At 48.1% G+C, this 15,197-nt stretch carries 15 protein-coding genes; 9 read left to right on the top strand and 6 right to left on the bottom strand.

Features of this window, described 5'->3' with window-relative positions; genetic code table 11:
* Positions 1-84 precede the first annotated feature (84 nt).
* A complete protein-coding gene (locus WH96_RS04850) occupies positions 85-753 on the bottom strand; it encodes a type 1 glutamine amidotransferase domain-containing protein (protein ID WP_245629441.1) in 669 nt (222 codons plus the stop codon).
* Between the two features lie 200 nt (positions 754-953).
* Here WH96_RS04850 and WH96_RS04845 point away from each other — a divergent pair, with 200 nt between their 5' ends.
* The 6 genes from WH96_RS04845 to WH96_RS04820 all read left to right on the top strand — a co-directional run bounded on the left by WH96_RS04845 (position 954) and on the right by WH96_RS04820 (position 6,309).
* On the top strand, positions 954-1,847 hold the full coding sequence (locus WH96_RS04845) for a LysR family transcriptional regulator (protein ID WP_047763002.1): 894 nt from the start codon (positions 954-956) through the stop codon (positions 1,845-1,847).
* Positions 1,840-2,076, top strand: a complete 237-nt coding sequence (locus tag WH96_RS04840; RefSeq protein ID WP_047763001.1) for a hypothetical protein — start codon at positions 1,840-1,842, stop codon at positions 2,074-2,076. The genes WH96_RS04845 and WH96_RS04840 overlap by 8 nt, the downstream gene beginning before the upstream one ends.
* Positions 2,077-2,253: 177 nt before the next feature.
* On the top strand, positions 2,254-3,135 hold the full coding sequence (locus tag WH96_RS04835; RefSeq protein WP_047763000.1) for an FAD binding domain-containing protein: 882 nt from the start codon (positions 2,254-2,256) through the stop codon (positions 3,133-3,135).
* A 2-nt stretch (positions 3,136-3,137) separates the two neighbouring features.
* Positions 3,138-3,614, top strand: a complete 477-nt coding sequence (locus tag WH96_RS04830) for a (2Fe-2S)-binding protein (RefSeq protein WP_047762999.1) — start codon at positions 3,138-3,140, stop codon at positions 3,612-3,614.
* Position 3,615: 1 nt separating this feature from the next.
* On the top strand, positions 3,616-5,931 hold the full coding sequence (locus tag WH96_RS04825) for a xanthine dehydrogenase family protein molybdopterin-binding subunit (protein ID WP_082130342.1): 2,316 nt from the start codon (positions 3,616-3,618) through the stop codon (positions 5,929-5,931).
* Positions 5,932-6,060: 129 nt separating this feature from the next.
* Positions 6,061-6,309, top strand: a complete 249-nt coding sequence (locus WH96_RS04820) for a MoaD/ThiS family protein (RefSeq protein ID WP_047762998.1) — start codon at positions 6,061-6,063, stop codon at positions 6,307-6,309.
* Between the two features lie 29 nt (positions 6,310-6,338).
* On the opposite strand, the gene WH96_RS04815 is transcribed toward WH96_RS04820, so the two are convergent.
* Positions 6,339-7,601 carry a type II toxin-antitoxin system HipA family toxin gene (locus WH96_RS04815; RefSeq protein WP_204248126.1) on the bottom strand — a complete coding sequence of 421 codons (1,263 nt, stop codon included), beginning with the start codon at positions 7,599-7,601 and terminating at the stop codon, positions 6,339-6,341.
* A 38-nt stretch (positions 7,602-7,639) separates the two neighbouring features.
* Positions 7,640-7,891 carry a helix-turn-helix domain-containing protein gene (locus WH96_RS04810; protein ID WP_047762996.1) on the bottom strand — a complete coding sequence of 84 codons (252 nt, stop codon included), beginning with the start codon at positions 7,889-7,891 and terminating at the stop codon, positions 7,640-7,642.
* Positions 7,892-8,233: 342 nt separating this feature from the next.
* Between WH96_RS04810 and WH96_RS04805 the strand changes: the two genes are divergently transcribed.
* On the top strand, positions 8,234-8,584 hold the full coding sequence (locus WH96_RS04805; RefSeq protein ID WP_047762995.1) for a hypothetical protein: 351 nt from the start codon (positions 8,234-8,236) through the stop codon (positions 8,582-8,584).
* A gap of 190 nt (positions 8,585-8,774) precedes the next feature.
* Here the strand turns inward: WH96_RS04805 and WH96_RS04800 are convergent, their stop codons facing one another.
* The 3 genes from WH96_RS04800 to WH96_RS04790 form a co-directional block, all read right to left on the bottom strand.
* Complete coding sequence (locus tag WH96_RS04800; RefSeq protein ID WP_047762994.1) at positions 8,775-10,136, bottom strand: cytochrome P450; 1,362 nt, start codon at positions 10,134-10,136, stop codon at positions 8,775-8,777.
* Between the two features lie 63 nt (positions 10,137-10,199).
* Positions 10,200-12,482 carry a di-heme-cytochrome C peroxidase gene (locus WH96_RS04795; protein WP_047762993.1) on the bottom strand — a complete coding sequence of 761 codons (2,283 nt, stop codon included), beginning with the start codon at positions 12,480-12,482 and terminating at the stop codon, positions 10,200-10,202.
* A gap of 200 nt (positions 12,483-12,682) precedes the next feature.
* Positions 12,683-13,585 carry a LysR family transcriptional regulator gene (locus WH96_RS04790; RefSeq protein ID WP_047762992.1) on the bottom strand — a complete coding sequence of 301 codons (903 nt, stop codon included), beginning with the start codon at positions 13,583-13,585 and terminating at the stop codon, positions 12,683-12,685.
* 151 nt (positions 13,586-13,736) lie between these two features.
* Between WH96_RS04790 and WH96_RS04785 the strand changes: the two genes are divergently transcribed.
* Together WH96_RS04785 and WH96_RS04780 are read left to right on the top strand one after the other, a co-directional pair.
* Positions 13,737-14,402 carry a cytochrome b gene (locus WH96_RS04785; protein ID WP_082130341.1) on the top strand — a complete coding sequence of 222 codons (666 nt, stop codon included), beginning with the start codon at positions 13,737-13,739 and terminating at the stop codon, positions 14,400-14,402.
* A 64-nt stretch (positions 14,403-14,466) separates the two neighbouring features.
* Positions 14,467-15,075 (top strand): YceI family protein, encoded by a 609-nt coding sequence (locus WH96_RS04780; protein ID WP_047762991.1) that lies wholly within the window; start codon positions 14,467-14,469, stop codon positions 15,073-15,075.
* Positions 15,076-15,197: the final 122 nt, after the last annotated feature.

Here is a 15,197-nt window from a genome sequence, read left to right as displayed (position 1 = left end):
TACGGATATGCTGTGCGTGAAGGGACAGACCAAAACAAAAAGGCGAAAAACAAAGTCAGACTTCTGCCCCTCTCATGAAAAAGATCAGGCTTTCATTGCCTCAAGCAACAAACGAGCCGTTGAATCTGACGATCCCGGGTTCTGTCCTGTGACAAAATGACCATCACGAATAGAATAATCAGCCCAGTCATTCGCAGATTTAAACGCCGCACCAACTTTTCCGAGTTCCTGTTCCACAGAAAACGGAACAAGGCCTGTTGCACCAACGGCTGCTTCCTCACTATCTGTAAAGCCGGTAATTTCCCGCCCTGCAACAATCGCCTTGTTGTCTGCATCAGTTGCTTTGATCAAGGCAGTGACGCCGTGACAGACAGTGCCAATCGGCCTTTGGTCCGCATCAAATGCACGTAACAAAGCCAAAGAATGCTCATTATCCGTCAAATCATAAAGCGGGCCGTGGCCACCGGGATAAAACACAGCATCAAAACCATCGGCTTTGATTGAACTTAAAGGTTTCGTATTAGCCAACAGGTTCTGTGCTTCACTGTCTTCATTGAAACGGCGGGTATCATCACTCTGAAAATCATCGCCCAGACTTGCGGGATCAACAGGTGGCTGTCCACCCGCTGGTGAAGCCAAGGTGATATTTGCCCCGGCTTCCTTGAAACGATAATAGGGCGCCGCAAATTCTTCCAGCCAAAGGCCTGTCTTTCTGCCGCTGGTGCCAAAATCTTCATGTGAAGTAACAACCATCAATATTTCCATGTTCAAGTCCTTCTTTTATCTTGCATAAATAAAATTATCACCGTGTGTTGAATACAAGATAATTCGCTACCCATAAAAAGATAATAGACCTACAAACATACACATTGTCTAATTTAATTAGACAATAAAGCCATAAATCAGTACTCATCTAAACAACAACAGCCCATTTCGGTAAAAGGATCAAATTTATGGACGATCTTCGCGGCATGATAACCTTTGCACGTGTCGTGGAAAGCGGCAGCTTTGCCGCAGCGGCACGCAAACTCGACGTGGGGCGCGCCGCAGTTAGCCACCAGATCAAACTTCTTGAAGAGCGTCTTGGTACCAGATTATTACACCGAAGCACTCGTAGTCTGAGCCTGACCAGCGCCGGACAGGATTATTATCAAAGCTGTAAATTAATTAGCGAAGAAGCCGAAGCCGCAACACGCCGCATCCAAAGCCTGAGTGATCAGCCTGTTGGCCGTATTTCGCTAACCTGCTCAACCAACTTTGGCCTCAAGCGGATTGTGCCCTTACTCAGTCAGTTTCGCCTCACTTATCCTGGCATTGAGCTTGATATAGAGCTAACGGACGATATTACTAACCTGATAGAAGGGGGATATGACATTGCCATCCGCTCTGGTCCCTTGGATGATTCAGATATGATGTCGAAAAAAATCTGCAGCACCGTTCGCCGTATCTGTGCAGCACCATCTTATCTCACAGGTAAACCCAAACCATCCACGCCTGAAGATCTCGCCTCACACGATTGGGTGACCTATAGCAGGCATTCAGGTCTTTTATCCCTGACAAAAGATAACCGACAATATAAAGTTCGCATACAAGGCCCCGTACATACAAACAATGCCGGTGCACGTCTGGAATTTATATTAGGCGGCCATGGATTGGGATTACTACCCGAGCACGATATCAAAGATCAGCCCGACGATAGCCTGGAAATACTCTTGCCGGATTACAACATCCCCACGCTTGACCTTTTTGCCGTCTATCCACGCGGGGCTGCATCCAGCCTCAAAGTACGCATGCTAATTGATTATCTGGCAGAACAACTGTTTATCATTAAGGGAAGAGATGCATGATCTTGAAGCTGCAAAAATCGTTTCCTATATCTCCCCTAAATATCCTAATATACTTAATCTTAGAGATAAGCCTGGAACAGACCCTACTATTGATACAGGAACACTAAATCCACGTAACAAACGAGTAATTCCATCAAAATTGATGTTTTTATTGAACACCTCCATTCTTAGAACAGGCAAAAAAATCAAAGAAACCTTGATTTTAAAAAATAAACAGCGCACGCTGTGAATAAAATGTAAAAAATAAAGAACAACATATTACTCACGGTTCGTGTTTCCTTTGCAAACTGAGATGCGACCCCCTAAAAATAAAAAGCCCAACAAAAAAAACGTACGTTAAAACGAAACAAAAACACGTCAGCTCAAGCTGATACACCAGAGATGATACAGATGGATCTAGATACACATGCGTTATGAATCCCCTCAAACCGTAGAAGCCGCCTCTGCCTTGTTGGCAGGTGAAGAAGGTCTGGCCCGCGTCTTGGCGGGTGGCACAGACCTTTTGGTACAAATGCGTTCAGGCATGGTAGAGCCTGATCTCATTGTCGACGTAAAAAACATCCCCGCCATGACCTCAATTACCGAAGAAAACGGCGGCTACCGCATTGGTGCCGCAGTTCCTTCGGCAGAGATGAACGAACACGAGGGTCTCTGTGCGCTCTGGCCCGGTGTCATGGAAGGTGCTGACCTCATTGGATCAACCCAGGTCCAGGGCCGCGCCACCATGGTTGGCAACCTTTGTAACTGTGGCCCCGCGGCCGATAGCGTACCGGGAATGGTTGCGGCCAACGCGATCGCAACTATCATTGGTCCCAATGGACGCCGCGACGTTCCTGTTATTGACATTCCCGTTGCCCCCGGGAAATCCACCCTTGCCAAAGGGGAGTTAGTCGAAAGCGTTTTCCTGCCCGCCCGCCCGAAACGTGCGGGAGATGCCTATTTGCGCTTTATTCCGCGCACAGAAATGGACATCGCCGTGGTTGGCGTTGGCGTCAGTCTGGAACTGGATGATGATGGTATCTGTACCGACGCCCGTGTTGGTCTCGGCGCTGTTGCCATCAAGGTTCTATTGGTTGAAGACGCGGCCAAGGCCTTGATCGGGAGCAAGCTTGACGATGCTTCGCTGAAAAAAATGGCCGCAGCCACATCAGCCGCCTGTAAGCCGATCAACGACAAGCGTGGTACCATTGAATTCCGCACCAAGGTTGCTGGGGTTCTGGCAACCCGTGCCGCAAAGATTGCTCTTGAGAGAGCCAATACAAGAGCCTCTAACGGGGGAGAGAAATAACAATGTCCGGTATTCATGTTTCCACCAAAATCAATGGCGATGCTGTTGAATATGTCTGTGACGTCGAAGAAACCCTTCTCGATGTCCTCCGCGACAAACTCGGGATGACTGGTTCTAAAGAAGGCTGTGCCTCTGGCGATTGCGGTGCCTGTTCTGTCACGGTTGATGGTCGCCTGACCTGTTCCTGCCTGATGCTGGGCGCAGAAGCTCAAGGTCGAGAGATTGGCACCATCGAAGGTGTCGCCAAGGGTACGGAATTACATCCTGTACAACAAAAAATCCTCGACAATGCTGCCTTGCAATGCGGTGTTTGTACTCCGGGTTTTGTTGTTGCTGCAAAGGCCCTTTTAGAAAAGAACCCCGACCCGACCGAGACCGAAATTCGCTATTGGCTCGCCGGGAACCTGTGCCGCTGCACAGGCTATGACAAGATCATTCGCGCGGTCATGGACGCCGCCGCTGAAATGAGAGGGAATTGATATGGCTCGTAATCCTGACGCAGATAACGCACCTGTAAAGAAAGAAATCGAAAGCCCGACATCAAAGTACGATGCCGAAAAAGCAGCATCTTTCAAGGTTGTCGGCAGCCGCCCTGCCCGTCCCGACGGTATGGATAAAGTAACGGGAAAAGCACGCTTTGGTGCCGATATGGTCATGCCCGGTCAGTTGGTCGGCCTGATCCTCCGCAGTCCGCACCCTCATGCTGTCATCAAAAGCATCGACAGCTCAGAAGCTGAAGCCCTGTCCGGTGTGAAAGCCGTTATCACGCGCGATGACTTCACCCCGAACGACGATCACGCCGATGTTCTCTATAATATCATGGCGCGCGAAAAAGCACTCTACGAAGGCCACGCTGTTGCTGCCGTTGCTGCAACCAGCCGTGCTGTCGCCCGCAAGGCACTCAAGCTGATCAAGGTTGACTATGACATCCTGCCTCACGTTACAGACGTGGACGAAGCCATGTCACCGGATGCCCCTGTGCTTCATGACAACATCATCACGCGCGGCGTCAGCCCGACACCGACAAAGCCATCCAACGTCGTCGCACGCAGCGAATTCGGCCACGGCGATATCGAGGCTGGTTTTGCACAGGCCGATGAAATTATCGAACGCAGCTTTAAAACTGCCGCAACCCATCAGGGTTATATCGAACCTCATGCCTGTGTCGCCAACGTCGGCACAGATGGCATGAGTGAACTGTGGTGCTGTACTCAGGGACACTTCCATGTTCGTCAGGTCTGTGCATCGTTGCTCGGTATTGATGTATCCCGCCTGCGGGTCACCGCCTCTGAGATCGGTGGCGGCTTTGGCGGCAAGACAACGGTCTTTATTGAACCTGTCGCCCTCGCCCTTTCCCGTAAGGCTGGCCGTCCGGTAAAAATCGCCATGACACGGGACGAAGTATTCAAAGCTTCCGGCCCAACCGCAAGCTCCAGCATGGATGTAAAAATCGGCGTCACCAAAGATGGCCGTATTACCGCAGGGTATGGTGTGTTTCGTTATCAGGGTGGTGCCTTTGCGGGTGCCCCGGCTGATTTCGGGGCCATGTCTGCCTTTGCCTGTTATGCTTTGGATAACGTCAAGACCGAAGCTTACGACGTGGTGACCAACCGCCCGAAAGGCGCGGCCTATCGTGCGCCCGGTGCCCCAATGTCCGTCTATGCTGTCGAAAGTGTGGTTGATGAACTCGCCGCGCGTATCGGCATGGACCCGATTGATCTTCGCCTCAAGAACGCCGCCAAGGAAGGCAGTAAAAGCTCTTACGGGCCAAAGTTCGGGTCTTGCGGACTTGTTGAAACCCTCGAAGCTGCCAAAGCCCACCCGCACTACAGTGCGCCGCTTGGCCCTAACCAGGGCCGAGGTGTTGCCAGTGGTTTCTGGTTCAACTTTGGTGGCGAGACCTGTTCCAACCTGAATATCAATGCCGACGGCACCGTTACCATTGCGGTGGGAACGCCCGATATCGGTGGCTCCCGTGCCTCCATGTGCATTATGGCCGCCGAAGAGCTAGGCATTTCCTATGACAAAGTACGTGCCATAGTGGCTGATACCTCGGCCCTGGGTTACAATGACACGACAGAAGGCAGCCGCGTGACCTTCTCTAGCGGTATGGCGGTGATCAAAGCATCACAGCAAGCCGTTACCGAAATGTGTAAACGTGCCGCCATGATGTGGGATATTCCTGCCGAAGCAGTCACCTGGGAAGACGGTTACGCCAAACCTTCCGGTCCCAATGCCGGGGATTTTGAGCCACTTTCCCTCGCCGAAATCGCGGCCACCGCTGGCAAAACAGGTGGCCCCATTGCAGGACATCACGAATACAATGCCGATGGTGCTGGCGTCAGCTTTGGTACTCACATTGTGGATACAGAGGTTGATCCGGAAACGGGCAAGGTGGATATCATTCGCTACACTGTGGTTCAGGACGCAGGAAAAGCCATCCATCCGGACTATGTCGAAGGACAGTTCCAGGGCGGTGCCGCACAGGGCATTGGTTGGGCACTGAACGAAGAATACATCTATGGCGATGATGGCAAGCTGCAAAACGCAGGCTTCCTTGATTACCGTATGCCTGTGGCATCCGACCTGCCGATGATCGACACGGTCATTGTCGAAGTTCCCAACCCCGGTCACCCTTATGGTGTGCGTGGCGTTGGTGAAACCGGAATCGTCCCGCCGCTGGCCGCCATTGCCAATGGTGTCTCAGCCGCTGCGGGTGTGCGCATGACAGAATTGCCTATGTCACCACCACGGGTGCTCAAGGCAATCGACGACGCCAAAGTAGCTGCGGAATAGGGGCGATTGCCCCTGTTCAGTTGGCGTAAAAAAGATCAAGCGACCTCTTATCAATAAAGGGGTCGCTTGGCACTTTAAAACTCTGGAGATATAAATTCAGGGGATATGTAAGCTCAGGACAGAGTAAATATGGTTCAAGTCACCCTTTCCGGAACAATCCAACAGGCCGCTGGCGGCATTTCAACGCTTGAGATAGAAGCAAAGAATATCCGCCAGTTGCTAAACGCTCTGGAAAAGCTGTGCCCTGCACTAAAACCCGAACTGGAAAAAGGCGGCATTGCCGTCGCCATCAACGGCACCATCTACCGAGACGACTGGTTCCAACCCATCCCCGAAGACAGCGAAGTCTTTTTGATACCGAGACTGGCGGGTGGTTAGGGTTGGCGGGCGGGCAACAGGTAGAACTTCTACAAAAGCTCGGACAACCTCTGCTTTAAAGCTGTACAGATTGAATTTGTTAGATCTCTCGGAAAATCGCTTGGAAGGATTTTGAAAACCGCCTCAATAGCCTCGTCGGCTGTTTCAGAAATGTCCTGAAAGATCTCTTGCACCAGCTCTTTTGACAAGCCCGAAGCAGCGGCTGTTTCATATATGTGTCGCGCACAAATATCCCCAACCCGATAATGATTGGATTTGCCAAAACTCATGGCGAGCCTGAAATTCTTTTGCTGAATCTGCTTTTGGTCAAAGGTTGGCTGAACAGTGAGAACATCATAGAAAGGCGTTAGACAAAATCGTCCCTCTGGCATAAGGGCTATGCTGAAGTTCTTCGCATGACCGTCGGTTGCCCCTATCAGCCAGAACAAGACATTGGCCTTGAAGAAATCCATTCTATCCTGCATCGGCTCATCACTACCGCGCAAATTTTTCATGATCTCGACAATGCCGGGCCCGCCTTCATTTTGGTATTTTCCCGTTGGTGGAACCGAGAGCACCTGACACATGTCTTCCTGCGGCAAACGGATAAGGCGACCGTCTTTTGTCCAACGACGATCAAAGCGCTCAACAACCAATGCCTTGCTATCACCAAACATTGCCATTTCAACAGACGCTGTACGCAAGCCAAAAGCCGCAAGTAATTTCAGGCAAACGTATTCATTCTCGACGCTATTTGATAAATCCATGCCGTTTGATAATCTGCCGATCTGTGGCTTGATTATATGCGTCGTCGGTGTCGTTCCCGATGGCAGAACCCATTGCCCATCATGATTCAACAGTGCTGTTTTATCCTGCGCCCCTGCCACAGAAATTCTGAAATCATGATCATTACGAATGCCAAGAGGCGCGACATCAAGATCCTTTAGTATCTCTTCAATTTGTGCTTCATTGACGATGTCACCAGCCAGCTTTTCTGCGTCTGATGGCTCTTCTCCTTCGGGCAGGAACTGTAACGCGCCAACACAATCCCGTCCGATTTTAGCCAACATGCTATAGGCATCTATCCCTTGCGCACCAACACGCTCGGCAACACGTCGGCGTATACTATCATTATCTGGCAACAAGTTTTCAAAGACAGCGATAACAGGTGCACCGACATAACGATCAGCGCGTAAGGGTAAGGAAAGAGAAACTGCGATTGCACTTTCCCATTCCAGCCATGACTTGCCGTAAGTAAAATGAATAGCCCCTGAGCTTTCGCGCACAAGTGCTCCAACAAGACGCCTGTTCATAAAAACACTCAAAGGGTGATAACTTCGACGACGCCCCATTAAAACAGATCGTCCATATCTGTCGTCTCACCTTTACTTCGCGTTTGCATTAAAACTTCAAGGTCCAATGCTGCGATCAGGTCAAAAAGTGTTTCCAATTTTGTACTCGCGGCACCATTTTCCAGCTTAGAAATTGTTTCCTGCCACACACCACTTTTGACAGCCAGCTCCTTTTGAGTCAGTTTCTGGTCTTTACGTGCCTCGCGAATAGCACGCCCCATATCTTTGGGCGTTCGTATCAATTGCTTCATAACCATGTCTCATAAAATATGACTCACAAATCATAAAAGAACATTATGACCCTTAGATCATAAAATGTCAATATGACCTCTAGATCATAAAATATAAATAGGTAATTTAAACGCAGCAAAAGCGAATCTGCTTTACAAAAAATCAGCATCCCTAGATTAGAAAACCAAAAAAACACAGTGTCTAGATCAAGCCTCTTCACCAAAAAAAATTAAAGTTCATGTCCTTATCAAATACTGCAGAATTGAGCTTTTTAAGTTCGCCGAATCATAGTACGAAGACATTATCAATCACGCATAACGCGTGTACTCGCATCAATAAAAGCCGATACTTTTGGAGGAACCATGAAATATTTAGCTGTACTGTTTTTAGTATTTTTTACCGTTGGCTGTAGTAATTCAGCCTATCACCGCCAAATTGGCACAGGCCCAATTACCTTGAGTGAACCAGCTCAAAAATCTTTTGAAAGATATCTGGACTCTAACCCCGCTGTTTTTGCCATAACTAAAGATGGTTCAACAAGCTGGGGGTGGTACTATTGCCCAGAAAATAATGGGTGCCGCGGTAATAACTTTGTTTCAATGGCTCCAGCCATTAAATCCTGTGAAGAACGTGCGCATGGCAAGCCATGTAAGGTTTATGCAATTGGACGTAACATAGTCTGGAAAACCGAAGAGGTAGAAACCGGGTCCTAAAAACGAAACAGGACACTGGCGGCATTAATTCTAAACTGCCGAAAAATGCCGCCAGTGTCCATTAACGAAGCTAAAAAGCCAGCAACCACAACGATCTCACTTTTCATCACAAAAAATCTTCTCACTTAGCTTTATATTTCAAAGCTATACCGTTTTTTGCACGAAAATGACGATTCAAAACTTCTCAAATTCACGACCAACTGACTTCATAATCTTCGGGAAACGGTCCTTCGCGGTCGGGGAAGAGCGGGTTGACATAGCTGATTTTGGTCTCGCTGCTCAGGTCGCTTTGTAAGACAACTTCGCGGACCATTGCCGGAATCATTTCCATGCCAACGTATTTACCCAGGCACTGGTGCGGACCATACCCAAGCGCAAAGTTATGATAAAAGTTTCGATCGGGATTAAAGCTATCAGGGGCTTCATAGGCGTAGGTGTCAAACATGGCAGAATGTATCAACAAGCGAACGATTGTGCCCGATTTGATCTCTGTTTCATGGTTTGTGCCTTTGGCCATTGTATAGTCACTGGCAGCCTGACGGAAAATATCCGGACGGATTGGTCTGAAGCGTAAAGCTTCCCAAACCATCGCATCAAAAGCAGCAATATCACTGCCTTGCGCCTTATCTTTTGCCTGCTTCAAGATGGCAGGATGCTCAATGAAATACTCCACAACCTGCGCCACGGCCTGTGATGTTGTTTCGATTGCCCCGATCAAGAGGCCTCCAGCATTGGTACCCACACGCGTCAGCGGAAAATCAACCTGCTTTGCAAACTTCGTCCGGATCATGCGCATAACCATCGTATCTGGACGCTCTGGCAAGGCCATGCCCAAGACCCTGTATATCAGTTTCTGGATCGGACTTAAAACCATATAGAGAAAGTCCATAACTTTTACGTGGATGATCTTGCGCAACATTAGAGAGGCTATATAAGCAACCAGTTCTTTTGAGGCTTCATCGTGGTGTTCGACAATACGCTTGTGTTCCTGATCCGATAACATATCAAAGGGCTGGTTATTAAAAGCATCGTATTGATTCCAATAGGACCACCGGATCAATTTCTCGCGGTCAATACCATCCAGACCAAAGTATTCCTGTACCAATCTGACCGGCACCATACGGCAATAATCATTGACCAGCTCTATACCACCACCAGCTTCATCCAGAATTTCTCGCGAAAACTCGGTAACCATTTTACGCACACGCGGCAGATCATTCCTGTTCAACAGTCCCTGCATCAGTGACTTCTCACGATAGTGCAACGCGTCGTCATCGTGCGCCATAAGATATCCATCATCCGGTCCGGTCACACTCATCTTGACCTTATAAAGATCCACGGTGAATATCTTGGGCATCTGCAACATATCCCGCACATCGGTAAACTTGGCAACCAAGGTACATTCCGGGGTTTGCAGAACAGGGCGTTCTTCGCGCAGCTGTTTGAAGAAGGGCAGAGGTTCTGTCCTCATCCAACCCTGAACCAAAGGATATTTTTGATCTTCTGGCGCAGCGTCGTACTCTTTCAGATAATCTTTTTCAGCGGCATCCATTCGCTCGCTCCCCTTCTGCTTTATCTCTAATTGTCACTAAGATTTTCAGCTCTTTGGTAACTCTTATAGAGATTTCAGATATTCGATCAGATCCCAACGATCTTGCTCGGAAAATTTGCAAGCCCCATATTCATGACCAATATTCTGATTACCCCTGATAGAGGTATCAAACCTGAAGCCGTTATAGCCCTCGGTCAGGAAACCAACCTTTATCGGATCAAATTCACGCGCACCAACCATAAAGGAATTGGTTCGGACAGCTGCCGACGTACAACCCCGATCATTACCCTCTTTGTCCTGAAGTGATTTGGGTAACAGCAGTTCGTACAAACTCGGGACAGATCCGTTGTGTAAGTATGGCGCCGTGGCCCAAATGCCGTTCAGAGAACGCGCCCGATAAGCTTTCAGACTGTTATAAGGTTGTGCCGTTGTGTCCGGCATATATTCACCGGCCTTCATACTGGCCTTTACCGGATTATCGAACAGCGTCATAACAAGCGCATAAACCCATTCAACAAAGCGTCTGGGCCACCATTTATCCGGGTCAGGTGTTGTAACGGTGCCTCGCGTCGCAGCCGTTAGAATTTGCGCAACAGGTGCACTTTCCCTGACAATAACCTTGCCAACGCCCACATCCTGATAGGTATCTTTAAAGTTACCAGAATTCCCAAGATAACTTGCACTATTCGCCGCCATCGCATCATCCGTTGTTTCAGGATGATCAATGCCAACCATATTACTGACGACCTTCCGGTTCCAATCATCACGCACAATAACATCGTGACAGGATTGGCATTTATCAGCGTATATCACCTGTCCACGGGCAATCTTTTCCGCATCCAGTTTATGATCGCCCTGTGCGCACTCCCGCTCATCCACAGGACTATCTGCGACACCTGTTGGTAAATAATATTCGCCCGTTGCCTTTGCACGACAGAAAGGCCATCTGGGTGATTCCAAGGTGACAAGGTGACTTTCAAGACGCTGGAGATTAAAAAGATCAATGGATGATTTAAAGTTGATAACCGTACCTTTGGTCGTCTGTCCGCTAATAAAAGCCGGTAAGCTAAATTTGGAAAACTCAGCCCAAAAGCCCGTTTGTTCGTGCCAATCCAGGGTAGCAAACACCCCTGTTACCTCACCCGCATTACGCCCAAGAGGTCCAATGGCAGCATTACTTGCCAGTGCATTCCATTGAACATAATCCGCGCGTGTTATATCCCACAAAAAGGGATAACTGACTGGCGCATTAGCCGGATTAAAGATTTTATCCCGAACTCTAAGCAGGTCACGAATACCCAAATTAGGATAGCCCGGTTGATCGGATTGCAGGTTAACGAGAATTTTCCAAAATTCCTCGTCAGTCAGAATTGTCTCGCCACGAACATCGGCCAAAACCTTATCAACTTCGGCATCGGTCAGGACTCGTTGTTGGACGCCATTTCGTTTTACCGTGACAAGCTTAAGCGTTGTTTCAACCTGTTCATGATTAATCGTATGTTGCAAAACACGGTTAAAAATCCGGCCAAAAGCATCCAGACGAGCATAACCATATCTCACACGTTTATTTTCATAGGTACTGCGATTGACGATATTATAAAGCGATCTGATATTAACCCACTTTTCAAGGTCAGCTTCGATTTCTTCTGCTGATGAATAATCATTATCCATCGCCAACACCCGCTCAACAAATCGATCCAGTCTTGGGTTTTCCTGATCCGCTACTCGTTGCGTTTCTTTTAAAGCCGTTGTTAATGAAGTTAAAAAATCAACCATATCCGCCATGGCAGGGCCACCATCGATACGAAGGGCACGACCTTTATAGTTCACCTGTGCCGTATGACAGGCAGCACAGGTATAGCCGACGTAATCCATGCCCTGATATGTATCTTTGACAAAACCAACCGGCAGGGCATCAGGATTAAACAGAGTATCTTTTTGCGGTAAATATCGGAAATAGTCGATGTTTTCATCGCACAGAAACCATGGGCCATTTTCCCCGTTCCGCTCACACTCAAAGCGCTGGGTTCCCTCTGGTTGCTCTAAAGCCAGTAAAAAATCGTAAGGTAAAAGATCCGATCCCTGCGTGGTATTATAAAACCAGAGGCTATCCTGCCTTTTCCACCCCTGAGCCAAATATTCAGGCGTGGTATAGCTTTCGCCAAGTGTCACTTCACTAACAGCGATAGCACCCCGGCTTTCGTCCTGATCCATATTTTGGTAAATTTTAGTCCCGACAATCCCGACAAAGGGAAGCCCGACAATAATAAAGAGAAGCCCGAAAACAAACCACTTCGGTTTTTGCGATATGAATAATGCGATATAATACAACAGCCGACTTATCATGGTACTCTCCCGAACCAATAAATTGACTTTTTTGGAATTAATTATACCTATGATAGTTAAAAATGGAAGCTGTAACACGTAAACAGATAAAAAGAATCAAAAATCAGTAAGAAATACACAATGTTAAAACCGAAGAATTGTGCGGCTTTTCTAGAACTCTATTCGTAACTATCCTGCTAAAAGCTCAATTCTTTATAGAGTTAGCCTTCCGACACGCCGTCATTATCTTTCACAATCAGATCCCAAAAAACTTCAGCAACCGGGCCAAAGGGATGGCTAAGGCTACGGGAAATATAGGTTTCTATTTCAACAGGACCAAAGTCCGGCGAACTCAGAGCAATCAAATCGCCCGAAGCCAACTCGTCGCCAATCATATGCCTGGGAACACGCCCCCACCCCAAGCCGGAAAGAATGATTTGCTTTTTCGTCAGAAAATCATTTACCCGCCAGGGGACGCTGGTTTCCAGAACGCCGTATCTTCGCTCGTCCCTGTTACGACTTCGATCTGCAACAACAATCTGGGTGGCGCCACTCATATCTTCAACGGTGAGTTCAGAAGCATCCTTTGCCTGCACCGAACAACCTGACACCACCGGGATCAAGCACACAGGACATAGTTTTTCATAGCGGGTCATTTCGATCTTATCAAACAGCTCTCCCCCTGCCACCAGGGCAATATCGGCTTCTTTGTCTTCCAAAATTTCCAACGGCGCATTAAAATTCTCGACAAACAAAGTCAGACGGGTTGCCGGATATTGGTCCCGAATGATCCGCAGCGCATCAAGGACGTGTTGAATATCAAAAACTTCTGAGACCACAATACGCAGTTCGGCCTCAATCCCCTGCGCATAGTGTTGGGCCAGATCACTCAACCCCTTGGCCTGAGAAAGAACAGTGCGGGCCTTTTGGAGCAAAACTTTACCGTGGTCGGTCAGGGTCGGGCGATAACCATCCCGCTCAAAAATTTCAACTCTCAACTCTTCTTCCAGATTTCGGATCGCAATCGAGATCGCCGATTGGCTCTTATGCAAGGCTTCGGATGCAGCACGAAAGCCGCCATGATCAACAACACTGCAAAGTGCCCGTAACTGTTCCAGGGTCATCAATAAACTCGATTTAAAAAATATATCAATTCAATCTAATATTTATACTTTTTTAAATCATGTTTCATCCGATATTTCAAGCCTAAGACAATCAATGATTTCCAGATTCAACCAACAGAAGACTGAAATCAAAACTTAAGAGACGGAACAGATGCTCAACACGCTTGAAAATTATGGCTGGCTCGCCCGATTATTTCACTGGAGCATAGCCCTGGCAGCGACAGGGCTTTTCGGTTTGGGCCTCTACATGGTCGAACTGAGTTACTACGAACCTGCCTACAAAACCTATCCAAGCCTGCACAAATCAATTGGCCTTCTCGTCGCAGTATTAATGATTTTCCGATTGATCTGGCGGTTGATCAATCTAGCACCCTTACCGCTTTCAAGCTCGGCTCACTCAAACGCAACGGCAATAAAACAAGTCTTAGAGCACAAGGCAGCTTCGATGGTTCATTTTTTACTCTATGCTTTGCCTTTTGCCCTGTTTCTATCTGGCTACCTGATCTCGACAGCAGATGGCCGTCCAATCTTTGTTTTTGATATGATGGAAGTTCCAGCCCTTTTCCCCCCAAGTAAGGGGATGGAAGATACCGCCGGTTTAGTTCACGAGATCATAGCCTGGTCGCTGGCGGGCTTTGTTGTTTTGCATGCACTTGCTGCACTCAAGCACCACTTCATTAATAAAGATCGTACCTTAAAACGGATGCTTTGGGGCGAACAAGAACCCAGCCAAAAGACCAAATCTGTCGAAAAAAATAACCTGACACACGACAAAAAACCAAAGCAAGAGACGTTAAACATTCGCTCCACACCTTAAACAGACACAAGACTTTCTACACTCAACACACCTCTATTCAATCATCAAGAACAGGAAAATACAGATGTTTAAATCCAAAATTAAGTCCACTCTCGTTGCCTCACTTCTGGCTTTTGGGGTTTCTGGCGGCCTCGTCGGAAACTTTAATTCTGCACAGGCAGAAACCTATCAATTGGATACGCAGGGTGCCCATGCATCGATCCAGTTTAAAATCAGCCACCTTGGCTATTCATGGATACTCGCACGCTTTAACAAGTTTGAGGGCCAGTTCGAATTTGATGAAAGCAAACCCGAAGCATCGTCCATTTCCATTACCGTCGATACAGCCAGCCTTGATTCCAATCACGCAGAACGCGACAAGCACCTGCGCAGCGCAGATTTTCTGGACGTGTCCAAGTTTCCAACGGCAACCTTTCTCAGCACCGGACTAAAATCCGTCAACGAGAAAAAGGCGGTTCTGAGTGGTGATCTAACCATCAAAGGAATTACCAAGCCAATCACAATGGACGTAAACTGGATCGGCGGCGGTGATGATCCGTGGGGATATGTACGTCAGGGCTTTGAAGGTTCCGTGGTTATTCCGGTCGGTGAATACGGCATGATGGACATGGGCCCAAGTGCACAGGAAGTCGAAATCCTCGTCTTCTTCGAAGGCGTCCGCCCTAAGGGGTAACGCGCTTAGCGTAAACTTTTTCCTTATTACTGCATCCAAATAATAAAGCACAGTATTAAGGGAACGAATAGTAGAGGAGGCTGCCGCCTCCTCTTTTCTGTGTGAAAATTTCTTTTCTCCTA

This window comes from Kiloniella spongiae, assembly GCF_001026905.1.
Lineage (GTDB): Bacteria > Pseudomonadota > Alphaproteobacteria > Kiloniellales > Kiloniellaceae > Kiloniella > Kiloniella spongiae.
The sequence above is the reverse complement of the archived record's forward strand: the minus strand, read 5'-3'. Positions and strand labels throughout refer to the sequence as shown.

Excerpts from the sequence above, each read along its gene's own strand:
- WH96_RS04850 (WP_245629441.1), bottom strand. The coding sequence starts at position 753 with ATGGTTGTTACTTCACATGAAGATTTTGGCACCAGCGGCAGAAAGACA.
- WH96_RS04845 (WP_047763002.1), top strand. The coding sequence starts at position 954 with ATGGACGATCTTCGCGGCATGATAACCTTTGCACGTGTCGTGGAAAGC.
- WH96_RS04840 (WP_047763001.1), top strand. The coding sequence starts at position 1,840 with ATGCATGATCTTGAAGCTGCAAAAATCGTTTCCTATATCTCCCCTAAA.
- WH96_RS04835 (WP_047763000.1), top strand. The coding sequence starts at position 2,254 with ATGCGTTATGAATCCCCTCAAACCGTAGAAGCCGCCTCTGCCTTGTTG.
- WH96_RS04830 (WP_047762999.1), top strand. The coding sequence starts at position 3,138 with ATGTCCGGTATTCATGTTTCCACCAAAATCAATGGCGATGCTGTTGAA.
- WH96_RS04825 (WP_082130342.1), top strand. The coding sequence starts at position 3,616 with ATGGCTCGTAATCCTGACGCAGATAACGCACCTGTAAAGAAAGAAATC.
- WH96_RS04820 (WP_047762998.1), top strand. The coding sequence starts at position 6,061 with ATGGTTCAAGTCACCCTTTCCGGAACAATCCAACAGGCCGCTGGCGGC.
- WH96_RS04815 (WP_204248126.1), bottom strand. The coding sequence starts at position 7,601 with ATGAACAGGCGTCTTGTTGGAGCACTTGTGCGCGAAAGCTCAGGGGCT.
- WH96_RS04810 (WP_047762996.1), bottom strand. The coding sequence starts at position 7,891 with ATGAAGCAATTGATACGAACGCCCAAAGATATGGGGCGTGCTATTCGC.
- WH96_RS04805 (WP_047762995.1), top strand. The coding sequence starts at position 8,234 with ATGAAATATTTAGCTGTACTGTTTTTAGTATTTTTTACCGTTGGCTGT.
- WH96_RS04800 (WP_047762994.1), bottom strand. The coding sequence starts at position 10,136 with ATGGATGCCGCTGAAAAAGATTATCTGAAAGAGTACGACGCTGCGCCA.
- WH96_RS04795 (WP_047762993.1), bottom strand. The coding sequence starts at position 12,482 with ATGATAAGTCGGCTGTTGTATTATATCGCATTATTCATATCGCAAAAA.
- WH96_RS04790 (WP_047762992.1), bottom strand. The coding sequence starts at position 13,585 with ATGACCCTGGAACAGTTACGGGCACTTTGCAGTGTTGTTGATCATGGC.
- WH96_RS04785 (WP_082130341.1), top strand. The coding sequence starts at position 13,737 with ATGCTCAACACGCTTGAAAATTATGGCTGGCTCGCCCGATTATTTCAC.
- WH96_RS04780 (WP_047762991.1), top strand. The coding sequence starts at position 14,467 with ATGTTTAAATCCAAAATTAAGTCCACTCTCGTTGCCTCACTTCTGGCT.